Source organism: Streptomyces sp. GL_141 (assembly GCF_057834385.1).
Genome location: NZ_CM174402.1, coordinates 2,173,591 through 2,191,630, shown reverse-complemented (window position 1 = coordinate 2,191,630; position 18,040 = coordinate 2,173,591). Strand labels below are relative to the sequence as shown.

18 protein-coding genes and 1 pseudogene are annotated in these 18,040 nt (G+C 73.3%); 8 read left to right on the top strand and 11 right to left on the bottom strand.

Annotated elements, in window-relative coordinates; genetic code table 11:
- Positions 1 to 1,272, top strand: a complete 1,272-nt coding sequence (locus AC3IX6_RS09195) for a DUF2716 domain-containing protein (RefSeq protein ID WP_489369731.1) — start codon at positions 1 to 3, stop codon at positions 1,270 to 1,272.
- Here AC3IX6_RS09195 and AC3IX6_RS09190 read toward each other — a convergent pair.
- Positions 1,269 to 2,069 carry a nucleotidyltransferase domain-containing protein gene (locus tag AC3IX6_RS09190; RefSeq protein ID WP_489369730.1) on the bottom strand — a complete coding sequence of 267 codons (801 nt, stop codon included), beginning with the start codon at positions 2,067 to 2,069 and terminating at the stop codon, positions 1,269 to 1,271. The two genes, AC3IX6_RS09195 and AC3IX6_RS09190, sit on opposite strands and share 4 nt — an antisense overlap.
- Before the next feature lie 66 nt (positions 2,070 to 2,135).
- On the opposite strand from AC3IX6_RS09190, the gene AC3IX6_RS09185 reads away from it, so the two are divergent.
- The gene (locus AC3IX6_RS09185) at positions 2,136 to 2,873 is read left to right on the top strand and encodes an AzlC family ABC transporter permease (RefSeq protein ID WP_489369729.1); all 738 of its coding nucleotides are present in this window, start codon (positions 2,136 to 2,138) and stop codon (positions 2,871 to 2,873) included.
- Positions 2,870 to 3,178: an AzlD domain-containing protein gene (locus tag AC3IX6_RS09180; RefSeq protein WP_266881444.1), complete on the top strand. Its 309-nt coding sequence runs from the start codon at positions 2,870 to 2,872 to the stop codon at positions 3,176 to 3,178. Before AC3IX6_RS09185 ends, AC3IX6_RS09180 begins: the two co-directional genes overlap by 4 nt.
- On the opposite strand, the gene AC3IX6_RS09175 is transcribed toward AC3IX6_RS09180, so the two are convergent.
- Positions 3,147 to 4,145 (bottom strand): hypothetical protein, encoded by a 999-nt coding sequence (locus AC3IX6_RS09175; RefSeq protein ID WP_489369728.1) that lies wholly within the window; start codon positions 4,143 to 4,145, stop codon positions 3,147 to 3,149. The genes AC3IX6_RS09180 and AC3IX6_RS09175 overlap by 32 nt on opposite strands.
- Before the next feature lie 81 nt (positions 4,146 to 4,226).
- Here AC3IX6_RS09175 and AC3IX6_RS09170 point away from each other — a divergent pair, with 81 nt between their 5' ends.
- Complete coding sequence (locus tag AC3IX6_RS09170; RefSeq protein ID WP_254386113.1) at positions 4,227 to 4,421, top strand: DUF3046 domain-containing protein; 195 nt, start codon at positions 4,227 to 4,229, stop codon at positions 4,419 to 4,421.
- Positions 4,422 to 4,734: 313 nt separating this feature from the next.
- Complete coding sequence (locus AC3IX6_RS09165; protein ID WP_489369727.1) at positions 4,735 to 5,847, top strand: AI-2E family transporter; 1,113 nt, start codon at positions 4,735 to 4,737, stop codon at positions 5,845 to 5,847.
- Here AC3IX6_RS09165 and AC3IX6_RS09160 read toward each other — a convergent pair.
- Positions 5,801 to 6,559 carry a Clp protease N-terminal domain-containing protein gene (locus AC3IX6_RS09160; RefSeq protein WP_489369726.1) on the bottom strand — a complete coding sequence of 253 codons (759 nt, stop codon included), beginning with the start codon at positions 6,557 to 6,559 and terminating at the stop codon, positions 5,801 to 5,803. The two genes, AC3IX6_RS09165 and AC3IX6_RS09160, sit on opposite strands and share 47 nt — an antisense overlap.
- A 110-nt stretch (positions 6,560 to 6,669) precedes the next feature.
- On the bottom strand, positions 6,670 to 7,248 hold the full coding sequence (locus tag AC3IX6_RS09155; RefSeq protein WP_489369725.1) for a 2'-5' RNA ligase family protein: 579 nt from the start codon (positions 7,246 to 7,248) through the stop codon (positions 6,670 to 6,672).
- Between the two features lie 184 nt (positions 7,249 to 7,432).
- On the opposite strand from AC3IX6_RS09155, the gene recA reads away from it, so the two are divergent.
- From recA to AC3IX6_RS09140, 3 genes and pseudogenes are all read left to right on the top strand, one after another.
- Positions 7,433 to 8,554, top strand: coding sequence for a recombinase RecA (gene recA, locus AC3IX6_RS09150; RefSeq protein WP_489369724.1), 1,122 nt, complete (start codon positions 7,433 to 7,435; stop codon positions 8,552 to 8,554).
- Positions 8,555 to 8,557: 3 nt separating this feature from the next.
- A complete protein-coding gene (recX, locus tag AC3IX6_RS09145; RefSeq protein ID WP_489369723.1) occupies positions 8,558 to 9,220 on the top strand; it encodes a recombination regulator RecX in 663 nt (220 codons plus the stop codon).
- Positions 9,221 to 9,335: 115 nt separating this feature from the next.
- A pseudogene (locus AC3IX6_RS09140) lies at positions 9,336 to 11,889 on the top strand (FtsX-like permease family protein).
- A 632-nt stretch (positions 11,890 to 12,521) separates the two neighbouring features.
- Here AC3IX6_RS09140 and AC3IX6_RS09135 read toward each other — a convergent pair.
- The 7 genes from AC3IX6_RS09135 to AC3IX6_RS09105 all read right to left on the bottom strand — a co-directional run bounded on the left by AC3IX6_RS09135 (position 12,522) and on the right by AC3IX6_RS09105 (position 17,970).
- Positions 12,522 to 12,908 (bottom strand): rhodanese-like domain-containing protein, encoded by a 387-nt coding sequence (locus tag AC3IX6_RS09135; protein WP_489371383.1) that lies wholly within the window; start codon positions 12,906 to 12,908, stop codon positions 12,522 to 12,524.
- Complete coding sequence (locus tag AC3IX6_RS09130; RefSeq protein ID WP_489369722.1) at positions 12,899 to 13,438, bottom strand: cupin domain-containing protein; 540 nt, start codon at positions 13,436 to 13,438, stop codon at positions 12,899 to 12,901. Before AC3IX6_RS09130 ends, AC3IX6_RS09135 begins: the two co-directional genes overlap by 10 nt.
- A gap of 70 nt (positions 13,439 to 13,508) precedes the next feature.
- On the bottom strand, positions 13,509 to 13,595 hold the full coding sequence (locus AC3IX6_RS09125) for a putative leader peptide (RefSeq protein WP_311318651.1): 87 nt from the start codon (positions 13,593 to 13,595) through the stop codon (positions 13,509 to 13,511).
- A 43-nt stretch (positions 13,596 to 13,638) separates the two neighbouring features.
- Positions 13,639 to 15,222, bottom strand: a complete 1,584-nt coding sequence (locus tag AC3IX6_RS09120; protein ID WP_489369721.1) for an FAD-dependent oxidoreductase — start codon at positions 15,220 to 15,222, stop codon at positions 13,639 to 13,641.
- A gap of 212 nt (positions 15,223 to 15,434) precedes the next feature.
- Positions 15,435 to 16,325 carry an amino acid ABC transporter permease gene (locus AC3IX6_RS09115; RefSeq protein ID WP_489369720.1) on the bottom strand — a complete coding sequence of 297 codons (891 nt, stop codon included), beginning with the start codon at positions 16,323 to 16,325 and terminating at the stop codon, positions 15,435 to 15,437.
- On the bottom strand, positions 16,322 to 16,996 hold the full coding sequence (locus tag AC3IX6_RS09110) for an amino acid ABC transporter permease (protein WP_489369719.1): 675 nt from the start codon (positions 16,994 to 16,996) through the stop codon (positions 16,322 to 16,324). Before AC3IX6_RS09110 ends, AC3IX6_RS09115 begins: the two co-directional genes overlap by 4 nt.
- Positions 16,997 to 17,112: 116 nt before the next feature.
- Positions 17,113 to 17,970, bottom strand: a complete 858-nt coding sequence (locus tag AC3IX6_RS09105) for a glutamate ABC transporter substrate-binding protein (protein WP_489369718.1) — start codon at positions 17,968 to 17,970, stop codon at positions 17,113 to 17,115.
- Between the last annotated feature and the right edge of the window lie 70 nt (positions 17,971 to 18,040).

The following is an 18,040-nucleotide window of genomic DNA, read 5'->3' as shown; positions in this document are numbered from 1 at the left end:
ATGGACCGGTTGGGGCAGGCCAGGGTGTGGGGCGCGTACGCGCAGCAGGTGCGGGGGCGGGTGCCCGAGTGGCCGCCGCCGGGCTCGGTGGTGGAGCGGGACGGGCCCCTCGTACGGACCCACTACGGCACGCACGGCACGGTTGGCCACCGGCCGCTGACGCACATCGGGCGCGGGGAGCTCGCGGATCTGGTGCGGCGGCAGCAGGAGGCCTTCGCCGCGCGGAGCGAGCCGGTGGAGTGGAAGGTGTACGGGGCCGATCCGCCGGGCCTGGCCGAGGAACTGGAGGCGGCCGGGTTCACGGCGGATCCGGAGCGGTCGCTGATGGTGGCGGAGTTCGCGGGGCTCGCGCGCATGCGGAGCGGTGGCCGGGTGCGGTCGGTCGGCTCCGGGGCGGGGGCCCGGGACCTGGCCTCGGCCGGTGGCCCGCACGCGAGGGCGCTGGCGGAGGTGGAGGCCGACGGATGGGCCGCTTACGGCCCCAGCGGCCGGGGGGACACGGTCGCGCTGTTCGACCGCGGTCGCATGACGGCCGTCGGGTGGGCGGGCCGCTTCGCGGACTCCGATTTCGTCGAGATCGGCGGACTGACCGGGCCGTACCCCGAACTGGTGCCGGCCTTCGCCCCGCTCGCCGCGCAGCCGTTCCTGATGGGGTGCGAGGCGCCGTACTGCGTGGCCGAGGCCGACGGGGAACTGCGGACCGCGCTCACCGCCGCCGGGTTCGAGGAACTCACGACCGTGCGCACCCACCGGTGGCATCCGGGCGGAAACCCGGCCCGGACCCGACCGGTCCGGGAGACCGGGGATACGGTCGAGAGCGGGCTTTGGTCCCGCCTCGAGGAGGAGTTCGGCTTCCGTCCGAGCACGCACCGGTTTCCCGGGATCGACGAACCGGTTCCGTCCGTCACCTGGTCCCTCGAAGCGCTGGACATCGAGGGAGAAGCACTCGACGTCCCCGATGCGATCGTCAACCGTGCGCTGACGGCACTCACGCGCCCCGGGGAGCTGCTGGTCTGGCTCGACTGGCAGCACACGGGCTACGTATTCGATCCCCACCGGGTGGGTGGACCGGGCGAGCCGGCCTGGCCCGGGGCGGTCTATCCGGACGGCGACTACTACCTCAACCTCCACCCCGGCCTGCGCTTCGGCACCTTCGGCCACCCGTGGGAGCAGACCCTGTGCGTCTGGGGCACCGGACTGCTCGCCGCCGTCGAGGCGGAGCTCACCGGGTTGCTCGGTGAGCCCCTGAGGCGGCGGACACCCCCTAGCTAGGCCAGCCCCGCGCGGGTCTCCTCGATCAGGGCTCGGGCCTCCGTCACCGTGGCCGTCAGGGACTCCGGGGTCGTGCCCTGCGCGCCCAGCAGGGTGCGGACGCGGTCGCCGAAGGCGGGCGGCGCCGAGGGGAGGAGCTCGGCGGCGGCCAGGGCACCCTTCTCGTTGAGGCACCAGCGGCGGTCCGCCGCGTACAGGGCCTGGACGAGGAGGCCGAAGGCCTTGGACAGGCACAGGGAGACGTACAGGGCGTCCGCGCGGGCCGCGCCCTTCGCGGCGCCCGCGGCGAGGAACTCCGCCTCCCAGGCCCCGGCCAGCAGGGCGTCCCGGAGCGGCTCCGGGTAGGCCGAGACCGAGGCGCGCAGGGCGGTCAGCTCGCCGGCCGGGTCCGCGAGGACCTGGCCCAGGGCCACCTCGCCCGGGTAGCAGGGGGACCAGAAGCCGAGCGGGTGTCCCGGCTGCACGCCCACCTCGTAGCGGCCCTCGCGGCAGTCCTGCCACACCCGCTCGACCCGGTCCAGGTCGCGCAGGATCCAGTCCACCGCCACGCCGTCCACGCTCAGCCAGGCTCCGCCGTTGACCCAGGGTCCCCAGCCGCCCGGCCCGGCCACCTCCACGTCCGGTCCGGCCAGCGCGCCCAGCGCGGCGAGGTCGAGGGGGCCGCGGTAGTAGACGCCGAGGTCCCAGTCCGATTCGGGGCGGTGCTCGCCGCGGGCCCGGCTGCCGCCGAGCATGACTCCGCGTACGCCGGGCACCTCCGCCAGCTGCTGTGCCATTTCCTTGATCACTTCGTGCATGGTGCAAGAACGTACAAGACCGGGACGGCGCGGCCCACGTAGTTTCGGGGCGTGGGAGAACAGAGGATGGCCATACAAGAAGGACCCGACCGAGAGGTCCGCGGCGGGGCGGCGGCTCCCGGCGGGGTGCCCGCGGCGGACAAGCCGCGCGCCGCCGTGGTGCGGGACGCGCTCGGCGTCGGAGTGGCGGTCGGGCTGTCCGGCTTCGCCTTCGGCGTGACCGCCGCCGGGTCCGGGGTCAGCACCCTCCAGGCCTGCGTGCTGAGCCTGCTGGTGTTCACCGGGGCCTCGCAGTTCGCGCTGGTCGGAGCCCTGGCCGCCGGCGGGAATCCGTTCACGGCCGCCGCCGGGGCCTTCTTCCTCGGGACCCGCAACGCCTTCTACGGGCTGCGGCTGTCCCAGCTGCTCGCGCTGCCCAAGGGCGTGCGCCCGTTCGCCGCGCACTGGGTGATCGACGAGACCACCGCCGTGGCCCTGGCCCAGCCCGACCGGAAGTCCGCCCGGCTCGGGTTCACCGTGACCGGGCTGAGCCTCTACGTCCTGTGGAACCTCACCACCCTGCTCGGCGCGCTCGGCGCCGAGGCCATCGGGGACACCCGGGCGTGGGGACTGGACGCCGCCGGGCCCGCCGTGTTCCTCGCGCTGCTCGCGCCGATGCTGAGGACCGGCACCGAGCGGGCCGTCGCCGGGCTCGCCCTCGTCCTCGGGCTGGGCCTGCTGCCCGTACTGCCCGCCGGGGTGCCCGTGCTGATCGCGGCGCTGGCCGCGCCGATCGTGCTGTGGATGAAGGGACGCCGGCCGTGAACGTCTGGATCGCCATCGGGATCACCGTCGTCGGCTGCTACGCCGTGAAGCTCGCCGGGCTGCTCGTCCCCGCCGGAGCCCTGGAGCGGCCCGCGGTGCGCAAGCTCGCCGCGCTGCTGCCGGTCGCGCTGCTCGCCGCGCTCACCGCGCAGCAGACCTTCGCCACCGGGCAGGAGCTCGTGCTCGACGCCCGCGCCGCCGGGCTCGCCGCCGCCGCGGTCGCGCTGCTGCTGCGGGCCCCGTTCCTCGTCGTGGTAGCGGCGGCCGTCGCCGTCACCGCGGGGCTGCGGGCCCTGGGAGGCTAGGGCCCGGGAGGCGGCCGTACGCGCGCAGGGTCAGCAGCGCCTCCAGCGTGGCGATCGGGCGCCGCTCCAGCGAGCTGCCCGGCGCCCACGCGCCGCAGGTCACCGGCCAGCCGCCGTCCGGCTGCTGCAGGCCGGCCAGGAAGCGCAGCGAGCCGTACAGCTCCGCGTCCGTGAACCAGCCGCGGGCGAGGGACTCCGGGCGGTGGGCGAAGTCGTACGGGTACAGGTGCTCGTCCGGGCCGTGGCCGGGGACCGGCGGGTACGCGTCCTGCCGCGCGGGGTCCAGTACGACGAGCCGCTGCTCGCGGACGAGGCGCCCCAGCCGGTCGGCGGCCGCCGAGGCCCGGGCCCGGTCGGGCACCCCGTCCAGGAAGGCCACCGCGCTCCGGACTTCGTAGGGGTGCCAGTGGCGCAGGTTCTCCACCCGGTCCCAGCAGAAGTCCGTCGCCCGGAACAGCCACGCGTGCCACACCCGGTTGCGGTGCAGGATCCCCACGACGGGGCCGGTGGCCAGCAGGTCGCCCGGGGGATCGTCGTGCAGCGGGTGGTAGGGGGCCGCCGGGTAGCCGCCGGAGGCCGGAGCGGTCGCCGGTAGCGCCCCGTCGGGGGTGGAGACCCGGATCAGGTGGGCGCACAGCCGCTCGATGCGCTGTCCGGCGCAGCGGCCCAGGCCGTCCAGGACGCGCAGGGCGTGGGCGGTGTGCAGAGGGTGGCTCAGCGGGCCGCGCAGATCCGGGTCGAGGGCGTGGCCGTACCCGCCGTCGCCGCCGAGGTAGGCGCCGAGGGCGGCATCGACCGGGTCCGCGTCCCCGCCGAGGAAGTGGAACGCGAACCGCCGCTGCTCCAGCACGCGGGCCGTGAGCCAGATGAACCGCTCGGCGCGGGCCGGCGCGCTCGTCGCCGTCGGCGCGCTCGGCGCGGTGATTGCGGTCGTCGCCGCCGGGGCGCGGGCTTCGTCTCCAGGCATGCCAGGAACCGTAGGGGCCCGGGCTGCGCCGAAGTGGCCCGAACGGGGAGGGTGCACTCTCCGGGGCGGGATACTGGAGGCATGCGGTTGACGATTTTCTGGGAGCGGATGGCCGAGCACTTCGGTGCGGGCTACGCGGACTCCTTCGCGCGGGACCACGTCATGACGGAGCTCGGGGGACGTACGGTCCACGAGGCGCTGGACGCGGGCTGGGAGACCAAGGACGTGTGGCGCGCGGTGTGTTCGGCGGTGGACGTGCCCGCCTCGCTGCGCTAGCGCGGTGCGTCCGGCCGGCCGGTTCGGCCGGGGGACCGGCGTCCGGCCGAACCGGTCGGCCGGTGGGGGGCCGCGGCGACCGCTTCGTGGTTCGCGGCGCCGGTGGGACAGACTGGTCGGCGTGGCAGCCAGTGATGAGACGACCGACCGGCACGAAGACCCCCGGAGCGCGCCGCCGGCCGGCCCGCAGGCACCGGCGGATCCGCCGGCCGCAGGCCCCGTAACGGGCGATGGGGGGCCTGCTCCCGGCGCGGTCCTTCCCTCGCCGCCCGCCTCCGCCGGGGGACCGGCAGCGGCTGCGGCGGAGGCCCGGATGCCGCGCTGGCTGCCGCGCGCCGTGCTCCTCGTACTGGCCCTGGTGGCCTGTTTCCAGCTCGGCAGCTGGGCCTTCCACCAGCTCATCGGGCTGCTCGTCAACATCCTGATCGCGTTCTTCCTCGCGCTCGCGATAGAACCGGCCGTGGCCCGGATGGCGGCCCGCGGCATGCGCCGCGGGCTCGCCACCTTCCTGGTGTTCCTCGGGGTGTTCGTCACGGCCGTCGGATTCGTCGTCCTGCTCGGCTCGGTCCTCGCCGCGCAGATCGTCGAGCTGGTGGAGGGCTTCCCCGGCTACCTCGACTCGCTGATCGGCTCGATCAACGACACCTTCCACACGGACCTGTCCCGGCTGGACATCCAGGACAGCCTGCTGCACTCCGACTGGCTGCAGAAGTACGTGCAGAACAGCGCGAGCGGCGTGCTCGACGTGTCCGCCACCGTGCTCGGCGGACTGTTCAAGCTGCTGACGATCGGTCTGTTCTCCTTCTACTTCGCCGCCGACGGGCCGCGACTGCGCCGCGCGCTGTGCTCCGTACTGCCTCCGAAGAAGCAGGCGGAGGTGCTGCGGGCATGGGAGATCGCCGTCACCAAGACGGGCGGATACCTCTACTCGCGCGGGCTGATGGCGCTGATCTCCGGGATCGCGCACTACATCGTCCTCGCGGTGCTGGGCGTGCCGTACGCGCCCGCGCTCGCGGTGTGGGTGGGGCTGGTGTCGCAGTTCATCCCCACCATCGGCACCTACCTGGCGGGTGCGCTGCCGATGCTGCTCGCCTTCACGGTCAACCCCTGGTACGCGCTGTACGTCCTCGGATTCGTGGTGGTGTACCAGCAGTTCGAGAACTACGTGCTCCAGCCGAAGCTGACGTCGAAGACGGTGGACATCCACCCGGCGGTGGCCTTCGGATCGGTCATCGCGGGCACCGCCCTGCTGGGCGCGGTCGGGGCGCTCATCGCGATCCCGGCCGTCGCCACGATGCAGGCCTTCCTCGGCGCGTACGTGAAGCGGTACGCGGTGACGGGGGAGGACGCCTCCGGGGGGAGCGCCTCCGCAGGGAGCGCTACTCCGCCCCGGAGGCGCCGAGTACGGATTCCAGGGCTTCGGTGACGGCCGCCTCGGTGGCGGCCTTGTCGATGCCGAGGGAGGAGAGCACGCCTTCGCCGTCCTCGAGTTCGAGGAGGGCGAGCAGGATGTGCTCGGTGCCCACGTAGCCGTGGCCCAGCCGCAGGGCTTCGCGGAAGGTCAGCTCGAGCGCCTTCTTCGCGGCGGCGTCGAAGGGCACGAGCTCGGGGACCTCGGCGACGGGCGCGGGCAGGACCGCGGTCGCGGCGGCGCGCACGCCCTCCGGGGATGCTCCCTGCGCCCGCAGGACGAGCCAGGCGAGGGACTCGGTGTCGGCGAGCAGACCGAGGATCAGGTGGGCGGTGGCGATCTCGGTGTTGCCGGCCGCGCGGGCCTCGTTCTGGGCGGTGACGACGACGTTGCGGGCGCGGGGCGTGAACCGGCCGAAGCCCTGTGCGGCGTCGACGTCCGCGCCCTCCCCGGCCTTGTCGGGCTTGGGGACGAAGCGCTTCTGGGCGGCCTGGCGGGTGACGCCCATGCTGCGGCCGATGTCGGTCCAGGAGGCGCCGGAGCGGCGGGCCTGGTCGACGAAGTGGCCGATGAGGTGGTCCGCGACGTCCCCGAGGGCTTCGGCGGCCACGACTGCGCCGCTGAGCTGCTCCAGGGTGTCGGTGTGGACCTTCTTGATGGCCTCGATGAGGTCGTCGAGGCGTACCGGATTGGTCATGCGAACGGGTTCCACCGAAGGGTTCGTCATGAATGCAACCCTAGGTTGACAGTCGGAGGAGTGTCAACCCTGGGTTGTCACTCTCCGGGGCGCCGCTTCCCGGTCGTGTCACTCGCCGGTCGTGTCACGCTCCGGCCGTGTCACGCTCCGGGCTCCCGCAGCGTGAAGCTCGCGCGCTCCCGCCAGGCCGTCCCGTCGTAGGCCACCAGGTCGACGGCGCGGACGCGGGTGGTGAGGGGGAGCCGGGTGCTCAGGTCCGCCTCGGCGGCGTCCAGTTCCGCCTCCGGGGCCCGCTGGGCCACCGTGAGGTGCGGGACCGGGTCCGGGTAGCGGCCGCCGTAGGGCCGGACGTCCGGCCAGCGCTCGGTGACCGCGCGGGTCAGCCGGCGCAGCGGGGCGTCCGGCTCCGGGGCGAGGTAGAGCATCCCGGGGAACCGGCCGGTCCGCTCGAAGCGCAGGTCGAAGGCGTGGTGGGGGCTCAGTGCCGCGGCGATCCCGGCGTGGACCGAGGCGTCGATCAGGCTCTCCGGGAGGAACGGGTAGAGCACGCTCACGTGCGCCGGCACCCCGGCCCCGGCCCGGGCCGCGGGGTCGATCCGGTCCCGCCAGACCCGGACGACGGGTTCCGCTTCGGATATCCGCACGATGAGCGCGGTGCGGCCGGCGGGGAACATGCTGGAGGTGGCGCCGCCCGAGGTGTCCGCCGAGGTGTCCGTCATGGGAGTGGATCATGCCAGCCGCCGGTGGGGCGGACGGGTCCGGCGTGGCGCGCTTGACAGGGAAATCGAACACGCATTCTTATTGGTTATCCACAGCCAAAACGGACGTGGGACCGCGTTGTCAGTGGCAGGCGTTAGCGTCAATGGCGTGAAGCGATCGACTCAAGCAAATCGGGTGGAACCCATGGCAGGCAACGACCGCGAGAAGGCTCTCGACGCCGCGCTCGCACAGATTGAACGGCAGTTCGGCAAGGGTGCCGTGATGCGGCTCGGCGACAAGCCGAACGACCCCATCGAGGTCATCCCCACCGGATCGACCGCGCTGGACATCGCGCTCGGCGTCGGCGGGCTGCCGCGCGGCCGTGTGATCGAGGTGTACGGGCCGGAGTCCTCCGGTAAGACGACCCTGACGCTGCACGCCGTGGCCAACGCGCAGAAGGCCGGCGGCACCGTGGCCTTCATCGACGCCGAGCACGCGCTCGACCCCGAGTACGCCAAGGCCCTCGGCGTCGACACCGACAACCTCATCCTGTCCCAGCCGGACACCGGTGAGCAGGCGCTGGAGATCGTGGACATGCTGGTCCGCTCCGGTGCGCTGGACCTCATCGTCATCGACTCCGTCGCGGCCCTCGTGCCGCGCGCGGAGATCGAGGGCGAGATGGGCGACTCGCACGTGGGTCTCCAGGCCCGTCTGATGAGCCAGGCCCTCCGGAAGATCACCGGTGCGCTCAACCAGTCCAAGACCACCGCGATCTTCATCAACCAGCTCCGCGAGAAGATCGGTGTGATGTTCGGCTCGCCGGAGACCACCACCGGTGGCCGCGCGCTGAAGTTCTACGCCTCCGTGCGCCTCGACATCCGTCGCATCGAGACCCTCAAGGACGGCACGGACGCGGTCGGCAACCGCACCCGCGTCAAGGTCGTCAAGAACAAGGTCGCGCCGCCCTTCAAGCAGGCCGAGTTCGACATCCTCTACGGCCACGGCATCAGCCGCGAGGGCGGCCTGATCGACATGGGCGTGGAGCACGGCTTCGTCCGCAAGGCCGGCGCCTGGTACACGTACGAGGGCGACCAGCTGGGCCAGGGCAAGGAGAACGCGCGGAAGTTCCTCTGCGACAACCCCGCCCTGTCCGACGAGATCGAGCGGAAGATCAAGGAGAAGCTGGGCGTCGGTATCCGCAAGGACACCGCTGCGGCTGCCGCCACGGCCGAGGCCGGCGCGGACGCGTCCGCCGAGACCGCGGCCGTGCCCGCTCCCGCGTCGAAGGCCAAGACCGCGGTCAAGGCCGCCGTCGCCAAGAGCTGACCCGTGTGGGAGCAGGCAAGGGGCGGCGCTGACGGCGCGGACGGCGCCGGGGACCGCCGCGAGGGCAGTCGCCGGGGCCGCCGCGAGGGCGGCGGCCGGGGAGGCCGTCGCACGGAGGGCCACGAGGGCCACGAGGGGCGTGCAGGCCGGGAGGACCGCCGGGAACTGCCGCCCCAGAGTCCCGAGGAGCAGGCGCGGGCGATCTGTCTGCGCCTGCTCACCGGGATGCCGCGGACCCGGCGGCAGCTCGCGGACGCCCTGGCCAAGCGCGACATCCCCGAGGAGGTGTCGGAGCAGGTCCTCTCCCGGTTCGAGGAGGTGGGCCTGATCGACGACGCCGCGTTCGCCGGGGCCTGGGTCGAGTCCCGGCACCGGGGCCGGGGGCTGGCCCGCCGGGCGCTCGCGCAGGAGCTCCGTACCAAGGGGGTGGCCCCCACCCTCGTACAGGAGGCCCTGGAACAGCTGGACTCCGACCAGGAGGAGGAGACCGCCCGGGAGCTCGTGGAGCGCAAGCTCCGCGCGACCCGGGGCCTGGAGCGGGACAAGCGGATCCGGCGCCTCGCCGGAATGCTCGCCCGCAAGGGGTACCCCGAGGGCATGGCCCTGCGGGTGGTCCGCCGCGCGCTGGAGGCGGAGGGCGAGGACGCCGACGATCTGACGGGGTGACACAGGGCCGGGGCGGAGCGGCGCGCCGGTACCGCGTGGGGTGGGGTTAGCCCCCGGCGGAGGACGCCGGGGCGCTCCAATGTCCCGCGGCGGCCGCGGCGGCAGAGTTTTCCCCATGATGCTGCGCTACGCACTCCAGACCGTCAGGGACCGCAAAGCAGGTTTCCTCGGAGCCTTCCTCGCCCTGTTGTGCGCGGCGGCCCTCGTCACCGCCTGCGGAACCCTCCTCGAGACGGGGCTCCGCGGGACGATCGCCACCGAGCGCTACGCGGGCGCCCCGGTGGTCGTCTCCGCCGACCAGAACGTCCACGCGACGACGGTCAAGGAGAAGAAGGGCAAGTCCAAAACGAAGCACAAGGCCAAGCCCGTCGCCGAACGGGCCTGGCTGCCGGCCGCCGCCGTGGACACGGTCCGCGCGGTGCCCGGAGTCGAGCGCGCCGTCCCCGAGCTCACCTTCCAGGCCGTACCGCTCACCGAGGGCGGCCCGGGCGGAGACGGTGCGAAGCCCTCGTACGGCCACGCCTGGAGCTCGGCCGCGCTCACCCCCTTCACGCTCGCCGAGGGCCGCGCCCCCCAGGGCGGTGACGAGGTCGTCGTCGACCGCGGACTCGCGGCCCGCGCTGCCCTGAAGCCCGGCTCCGAGCTCACCGTGCAGTCCACCGGTGCGCCCAAGACCTATACGGTCAGACGGGATCGCGGCCGCGGCCGCCTCCGGCGGGAGCCTCGCGCACCAGAGCGCCCTGTTCTTCGGCGACGCCGAGGCGCAGCGGCTCGCCGCCCGCGACGGCCGGGTCAGCGCCATCGGGGTACTGCCCCGGGCCGGAGCGGACGCCGGCGAGCTGGCCGAACGGATCGGCCAGGCGCTCCAGGGCACCACCGCGCAGGTGGCCACCGGCGACGGGCGGGGCCCCGTGGAATTCCTCGACGCGGCCGGTGCCCGGATCAAGCTGGTCTCCATGGGCGGCGCGATGGGCGGCACCTCGCTGCTCGTCGCGGTCCTCGTGGTCGTCGGCACCTTCTCCCTGTCGATCCAGCAGCGCCACCGCGAGCTCGCCCTGCTCCGCGCCATCGCCGCCACCCCCAAGCAGCTGCGGGGCATGATCGGCCGTGAGGCGCTGCTCGTGGGGCTCGCCGCCGGAATCGCCGGAGCCCTCGCCGGGCTGCCGCTGGCCGCCTGGCTGCACGGCCGGTTCGTCGACGCGGGGGTCGTCCCGGTGACCCTGGAGCGCACCGCCGGGATCTTCCCGATGATCGCCGCCGTCGGCGCGAGCCTGCTCGGAGCGTGGGCCGCGGCCCGGATCACCGCACGCCGGGTGGCCCGCGTCCGCCCCGCCGAAGCACTGGCCGAGGCCGCCGTCGAGCAGAGCAGGCCCGCGTGGGCCCGGCTCGCCGCCGGGGCGCTGCTGCTGGCGGCCGGGGTGGTGCTGGTCGCCGTACTCGGCAGGCTGCGCACCGAGCCGGCTTCGACTCCGGTCACCTTCCTCGCCGTCGTGGTGCTCGCCGGAGCCGTCTCACTGCTGGGCCCGCTGATCGTCAAGGGCGCGGCCGCGCTGCTCGCCGGGCCGCTGCGGCTGGCCGGTCCGGGCGGCCGTCTGGCCACCGCCAACCTGCGCGGCAACGCGACCCGGATGGCCTCCGCGGTCACCCCGCTCACCCTGCTGATCGGGATGGCCTGCACCGTGCTCTTCGTCACTCCGACGCTCGGCGACGCCGCCCGGGCGCAGGCCCGTGAGGGAGTACGGGCCGAGTGGGTGCTCCAGGGAAGGGGGCCGGGGGTTCCCGGCGCCGCCGCCGAGCGGATCCGCCGGACCCCCGGGGTCCTCGCGGCCACCGAGATCGTGCACACGTCGATCCGGGTCGGGCTGACGAAGTACGCGGCGCAGGGCGTGACCCCGGCCGGGCTCGACCGGACCTGGAACCCGGGAGTGACGGCCGGGAGCCTGACGGGATTCGGGGAGCGGAGCGTCGCGGTGAGCGAACTGGCCGCCGACCAGCTGGGCCTGAAGCAGGGCAGCCCGCTCTCGCTGACGCTGGGCGACGGAACGCCGGTCACCCTGACCGTGTCCGCGGTGTACGCGCGGGGGCTGGGGTTCGGGGACGTGACGCTGCCGCACGGCCTGGTGGCCGCGCACGTCGATGACCCGCTGGCTTCGAGCGTGCTGGTCGCGGGGCCGGCGGCGCGGGAGGCGCTCGCCTCGGCGGTACGGGAGTACCCGGGCGTGGCCGTGCTGTCGGCGGCCGAAGCGGACGGCGCGCGGGCGGAGCGGCAGGCGGCCGGGTCGGAGATCAACCTGCTGGCCATGGGACTCGTCCTGGCCTTCACCGCGATCGCGGTGGCCAACACGCTGGCGATGTCCACGGGGGAGAGGCTGCGGGAGTTCGCGATGCTGAGGCTCGCGGGGGCGACGCGGCGGCAGGTGCGGGGGATGCTGCGGGTGGAGGCGCTGGCGGTGCTCCTGATGGGGGTGGTGCTCGGGTCGGGGATCGCGCTGGCGGTACTCACCGCGTTCAGCGTGGGCATGACGGGGTCGGCGGCAGCGGTGGTGCTGCCGCTGGTGTTCGGGGTGGTCGTGGGTGCGGCCGGGCTGATGGCGCTGTCCGCCACGGGCCTCGCCGGCCGGGTGGCGATGCGGCCCCGGCCGGTGGACCTCGCGGCCGCCAAGAGCTAACCCTCGTGGCTACGCCCCGGGCCCGTGGTGCCCGTGGGACCAGCCCCCGGCCCCTCGCGCCTCAGGCGCCGGCGGGGCTGGAGGCGGCCGCGTCGGCCCGGACGCCTGCGCGGTGCTGGGTCCCGGCTGCGGCCGTTGCCGCTGCGCGGGGCGGAGCTCCCCTACCCGCCCTTCCACCGTTCCCCGGGCGCTGCCCGGACCCCGGTCCTCAAACGCCGGACGGGCTGAAAAGCCTTGGGGCTCCGCCCCGGACCCCGGTCCTCGGACGGCTGGAATGCCCGGACCCCGCGCCTCGAACGCCGGCGAGGCTGGATGCGCCCAGCCCCTCCGGAGTTCGAGGAGCAGGGGTCCGGGGCGGAGTCCCGGGGAACGGGCGAAGGGCGGGTAGGGGACCCCGCCCCGCAGGGCCCACCCAGCCGCACCCGCCCACCTGGCCCGCGCCGGAACAGCGGTGGCGGGCACGCGGACCGGCCACCGCCGGACGGAGTCCGGCGCAGCGGGGCGAAGCCCGCGCAGCGGTGCGAGCCTCGCGTCGAGGAGGGGTGCCTCGCGTCGAGGAGGGGTGCCTCGCGTCGAGGAGGGGTGCCTCGCGTCGAGAAGGGGTGCCTCGCGTCGAGAAGGGGTGCTCCGCGTCAAGAAGGAACTACGGGGAGGCCGGCGGCCTTCCAGGCCTGGAAGCCGCCCGTGAGGTCCGTCGCGCGGGGGAGGGACAGGGCGTGGAGGGAGGCCGCCGCAAGGGTGGAGGCGTAGCCCTCGTTGCAGATGACGATGATGCGGACGTCGTGGTCCACCGCCTCCGGGAGGCGGTGGGAGCCTTCGGGGTCGAGGCGCCATTCCAGTTCGTTGCGCTCGACCACCAGCGCGCCCGGGATCAGTCCGTCCCGCTCGCGCAGGGCCTGGTACCGGATGTCGACCAGCAGGGCCCCGGTCAGGGACTCCGCGTGCGCCTGGGCCGCGTCCACCCGGGTGTACGTGGTCCGCAGCCGGTCGACGAGGGCGTCGATGCCGCTCACTGCCAGTCCGCCGGACGCTCGACCTGCTCCAGCGTGAGCACCGGGCCGGTGCGGCTGTAGCGGCGGATCAGGGGCAGCGGCGGGTAGTACGCGTGGACGGAGATCGCGTGCTCGCTCGCGGACTCGTTGAGCACCTCGTGCACGTGGTGCTCGCCGAAGGCCCGCCCGGTGCCCGCGCCCAGCCGGCGCGTGCGGTCCACGTCGGGGGCCAGGGACAGGGACTGCCAGCCCTCGGAGGGGAGGCGGACCGTCAGGGAGTTCTCCGTGAGGTGTCCGCGCGCGGTGGTGAACGCGCCCCGCGACTCGGCGTGGTCGTGCCAGCCGGTTCCGGTGCCGGGCGGCCAGCCGATCAGCCAGGCCTCGCTGCCGCCCGGGCCGTCGAGCCGGATCCACGTCCGGCCCTCGGGGTCGAGGGGGAGGGAGGCGATCAGTTCGGGGTCGGAGGCGATGCGCAGGGTGAAGGCGAGGAGGTCCGCCGCCGAGAGGGCCGGGGCGGAAACCGGAGCCGCCGCCGGGGCGTGCGTGGGTGCAGACATGGAGGATGACCGTCCTGAGGGTTCGCGAGAGTGCGCGGCACACACATGGGGGCGCGCGGGGGAAGGCGAATCAGCAGGAAGGGCGACACACGCAGCCCGCGTAGCGGAGCAGGTCCATATGGACCCTCCGCCACAGGCGTACGTCGTTGCCGGTCATGTCCGCGAGTGAAGCACGACTCGGCCGGAGGGTCAATCGATCATCAATCGATCACGGGTGCGGCGGCGGGCAGGGCCCTGGGGGCCGGGGCCGGTGCGGCGTCCGGAGCTCCGTGCCGGACCGCGTCCGCGGCCTCGTACAGCCCGGCCGGGTCGACCCCGGCGAAGGTGGCCGCGAGATGCCCGTCCGGTCGTACGAGGAGCACGGTGTGGGCCGCCGCCCCGGGGTAGCCGTCCGCCACGAGCAGCTCCGTCCGGACCGGCAGCGCGGAGACGGCCGCCGCGAGGCGGGGCATCAGGCCGGCGCCCAGCCAGTGCCGCCGGTCCCAGACCCCGGTGCCCGGGGCGACGAGGACCACGAGGAGCCGGCCCCGCCCCAGCTGGTCGCGCAGCGGCACCGTCGAGCCGTCGGGGGCGGTCACCGGGACGTTCGCGACGGCCCCGCCCGGCTCGGTGGCGGTGGGCACGTCGTGGACGGCCACGGGCGGGGCGTACACCGGCTCCGCGCCGAGCGGGCCGCGCCCCAAATGGCCGTCGGTCAGCAGCAGTTCGGCGGCGCGCGAGGCTCCGGGGAGGTAGGTGCGCAGACCGCCCCCGGCCCGCAGCGCGGGCATGGCCTGGTCGGCGGCGCGCAGCCGGGCGGCCACCGCCCTGCGGCGCTCGGCCTCGTAACTGTCGAGGAGGGCTTCGGAGGCCCCCTGGTGCCAGGCGACGGAGAGCTTCCAGGCGAGGTTCTCGGCGTCCCGGAGGCCTTCCTCCACGCCCTGGGTGCCGAGCGCGCCGAGCAGGTGCGCGGCGTCCCCGGCGAGGAAGCAGCGGCCGTCGCGCCAGCGCCGGGCGAGCCGGTGGTGCAGGGTGTGGACCCCGGTGTCGAGGAGCTCGTACGGGGGTGTCGTGCCCCCGCACCACAGTGCGAGGCTGTCGCGGATGAGGGTCACCAGCGCGTCGGGGGTGACGAGGTCCCCGCGCGCGGGGAGCAGCCAGTCCAGCCGGTACGCCCCGTCGGCCAGCGGCCGTGCGGTGACCTCTTCGGGCGGGCTTCGGTCCAGCAACGCTTCACCGGGCCAGGGCAGTTCGGTGCGCAGGGCGGCCACGGCGTGCCGTTCGACGGCGGTGCGGCCGGGGAAGCGGATGCCGAGCAGCTTGCGCACGGTGGAGCGGGCCCCGTCGCAGCCGACCAGGTGGCTCCCGCGCCACCACGTGGTCTCGGCTCCCCGGGTGTGGGCGGTGACCCCGCGGCCGTCCTGCTCCAGGGCGTCGAGTTTGCTCTCGGTGACGAGCTGGATCATGGGGTGCGCGGCGGCGGCGTCGCGCAGTCCGCGGGTCAGGGCGTGCTGGGGCAGGTGGATCGGGGCCGGACCGTCCTCGAAGGTGATCCGCTGGGATTCGCGCCCGCGCCGCATGGTGCGCCAGGCGGTGAAGTACGCACCCTCGTCGCGCAGCGTCGTACAGCCCAGCCGGTGCACCATGGCGGCGGTGTCGGCGTGCAGGGCGACGGTGCGGGCGGGGCGGGGTTCTTCCTTGCCGGATCCCTCGTCGAGCACGACGCAGGGCACGCCCTGGCCGGCCAGGGCGAGGGACAGGGACAGCCCGACGGGCCCCGCGCCGACGACGATCACCGGGTCCATGATGTGGCTCCCGGTGTCCGGTATGTGATCACAGAACGTATGCAACCCACTGGAGGTGCCTGCGTCAAGTGACGCCGGGCCGGACAATGCCGAGTGGTGCGACGGATGAGTTCCGTCGCACCACACGTGTCCCGCCAGTGTACTGACCGGCTGTCAGGCCGGATGCCGGACGCGGGTTCGAGCGCATGTCCGATGTTCCGCCGGCGGTCCGGTCAGGCGGCGCCGCCGGCGCCGCCCGCGTTCTGGCCCGCGTCGAACTGGCTGACCGGGACGATCGCGTCCGTGGTCCGCTTCGACTTGCGCAGCCGGCCCTCCATCCAGGAGGCGAAGGTGGTGAGGGCGAAGTTCACCACGATGTAGATCGCCGCGATCACGACCAGGGTCGGGATGGTGTTGCTGTAGTTCGCCGAGATCTGCCGGTAGGTGGACAGCAGCTCGGCGAGGCCCAGTACCGCACCGCCGATCGCGGTGTCCTTGAGGACCACCACGAGTTGGCTGACCAGCGCCGGCAGCATCGCGGTGACCGCCTGCGGGAGCAGGACGTAGGACATGACCTGGCCCTTGCGCATGCCGATCGCCTTGGCGGCGTCGGTCTGACCCCTCGGCAGCGACTCGACGCCGGCCCGGACGATCTCGCCGATGACCGCGGAGTTGTACAGGACCAGCCCGGTGATCACCGCGTACAGCGGCCTGATCTCGGAGTCGACGCCTGTGTACTGCACGTAGAAGGCGGAGCCGAAGAGCATCAGCATCAGGACCGGGATGGCCCGGAAGAACTCGACCCAGGTGCCCACGGCGCTGCGTACCCACGCGTGGTCGGAGAGTCGGCCGATGCCGAGCAGGGCGCCCAGCGGCAGGGCGATCACCATGGCGATGGCGCCGGCCCGCAGGGTCTCGCCGAGGCCGGGGAGCAGGAACGTCGTCCAGATCTGGCCGTCGGTGAAGAAGGGGCTCCACTTGTCGGCTTCGAGCTGGTTCTTGTCCGCCAGGGCGGACAACACCCACCATGCGACGGCGGCGGCCGCCACGAGGAAGATGCCGCTGTAGATCCAGTTGCGGGCCTTGGCCCGGGGGCCGGGGGCGTCGTACAGCACCGAGGTCATCGCTTCACCGCCACGCGCTTGGCCACCCAGCCCAGGAGCAGGCCGGTGGGCAGGGTCAGAAGGACGAATCCGAGGGCGAAGACGCCGAAGACGGCGAAGAGGTCCTGGGGCTCGTTCTCGACCATCTCCTTCATCAGCAGCGCCGCCTCGGCCACGCCGATCGCCGCTGCCACCGTGGTGTTCTTGGTGAGGGCGATCAGTACGTTGGCGAGCGGTGCGACGACCGCGCGGAAGGCCTGGGGGAGCACGATCAGGGTGAGCGTCTGGAGGAAGCTCATGCCCAGGGCACGGGAGGCCTCGGCCTGGCCGACCGGGACCGTGTTGATGCCCGATCGGATCGCCTCACAGACGAAGGTGCCGGTGTAGGCGATGAACCCGAGGACCGCGAGCCGGAAACCGATGTCCTTGAAGGTGCCGCCGCCGAGCGTGACGCCGAGGGTCTGGTTGAGGCCCAGCGAACAGCCGATGATCAGCACGGTCAGCGGGGTGTTGCGGACCACGTTGACGTACGTGGTGGCGAAGCCCCGCATCAGCGGGACCGGACTGACCCGCATCCCGGCCAGCACGGTGCCCCAGATCAGGGACCCGACGGCCGAGTAGAGGGTGAGCTGAACCGTCACCCAGAAGGCTCCGAGCACGTCGTACTGCCCGGAATCAAGAAAATCGAACACGATGGCCTGCGCTCTCCCCAGGATGGCCAGGTTGGCCGGTGGGGCACGGCGCCGCCCGCGGCAGGCGGGCGGCGACGGACCTCACCGATGGATCGGCCGGCGGACCGGCCGCCGGGTCAGCTGCCTTCGGTGACCGCGGGAGCCGGCTCGTTCTTGTAGCCGGACGGACCGAAGTTCTTCTTGATGGCGGCTTCCCAGGCGCCGTCCGCCTCCATCTTCTTGATGGCGGCGTTGACCTTGGTCTGGAGCTCCTTGTCGCCCTTCTTCAGACCGATGCCGTAGTTCTCGTTGCTCAGGCTCAGCCCGACCAGCTTGAACTTGCCCTTGTTCTTGTCCTGCGCGGCGTAGCCGGCCAGGATCACGTTGTCCGTGGTCAGGGCGTCGACGGCCTTGTTCTCCAGGCCGGTCAGGCACTCGGAGTAGCCGCCCAGCTGCTGAAGGTCCGCCTCGGGGGCCAGCTTGGTCTTGACGTTCTGCGCCGACGTGGAGCCGGTGACCGAGCAGAGCTTCTTCTTGTTGAGGTCCTCGGCCTTGGTGATCGAGGTGTCGTCGGCGCGGACCAGCAGGTCCTGGTGCGCGAGGAAGTACGGGCCGGCGAAGTCGACCTTCTCCTTGCGCTTGTCGTTGATCGAGTAGCTCGCCACGACCAGCTTCACGTCACCGTTGGAGATCAGGTTCTCGCGCTCGGCGCTGACGGCCTGCTTGAACTCGATCTGGTCGGGCGCGTAGCCGAGCTCCTTGGCCACGTACGTCGCCACGTCCACGTCGAAGCCCGTGAACTTGCCGTCGGGGGTCTTGAGGCCCACACCCGGCTGGTCGAACTTGATGCCGATGACGATCTTGTCCTTCTTGGCCCCGCCCGACGCGCCGGCGTCGCTGCCGGGCTTGGTGTCGTCGCCGCTGCCACAGGCGGTCGCGGTCAGGGCGAGAGCAACGGCGATGGCGGCGGCCGCGCCGACCTTGGAGAGCTTCATGGTGGACTTCCCTCGAAGTGAGACGTGAGACAGCAGTGAAGTGAGACGTGAGACGTACGTGCTGGACGAC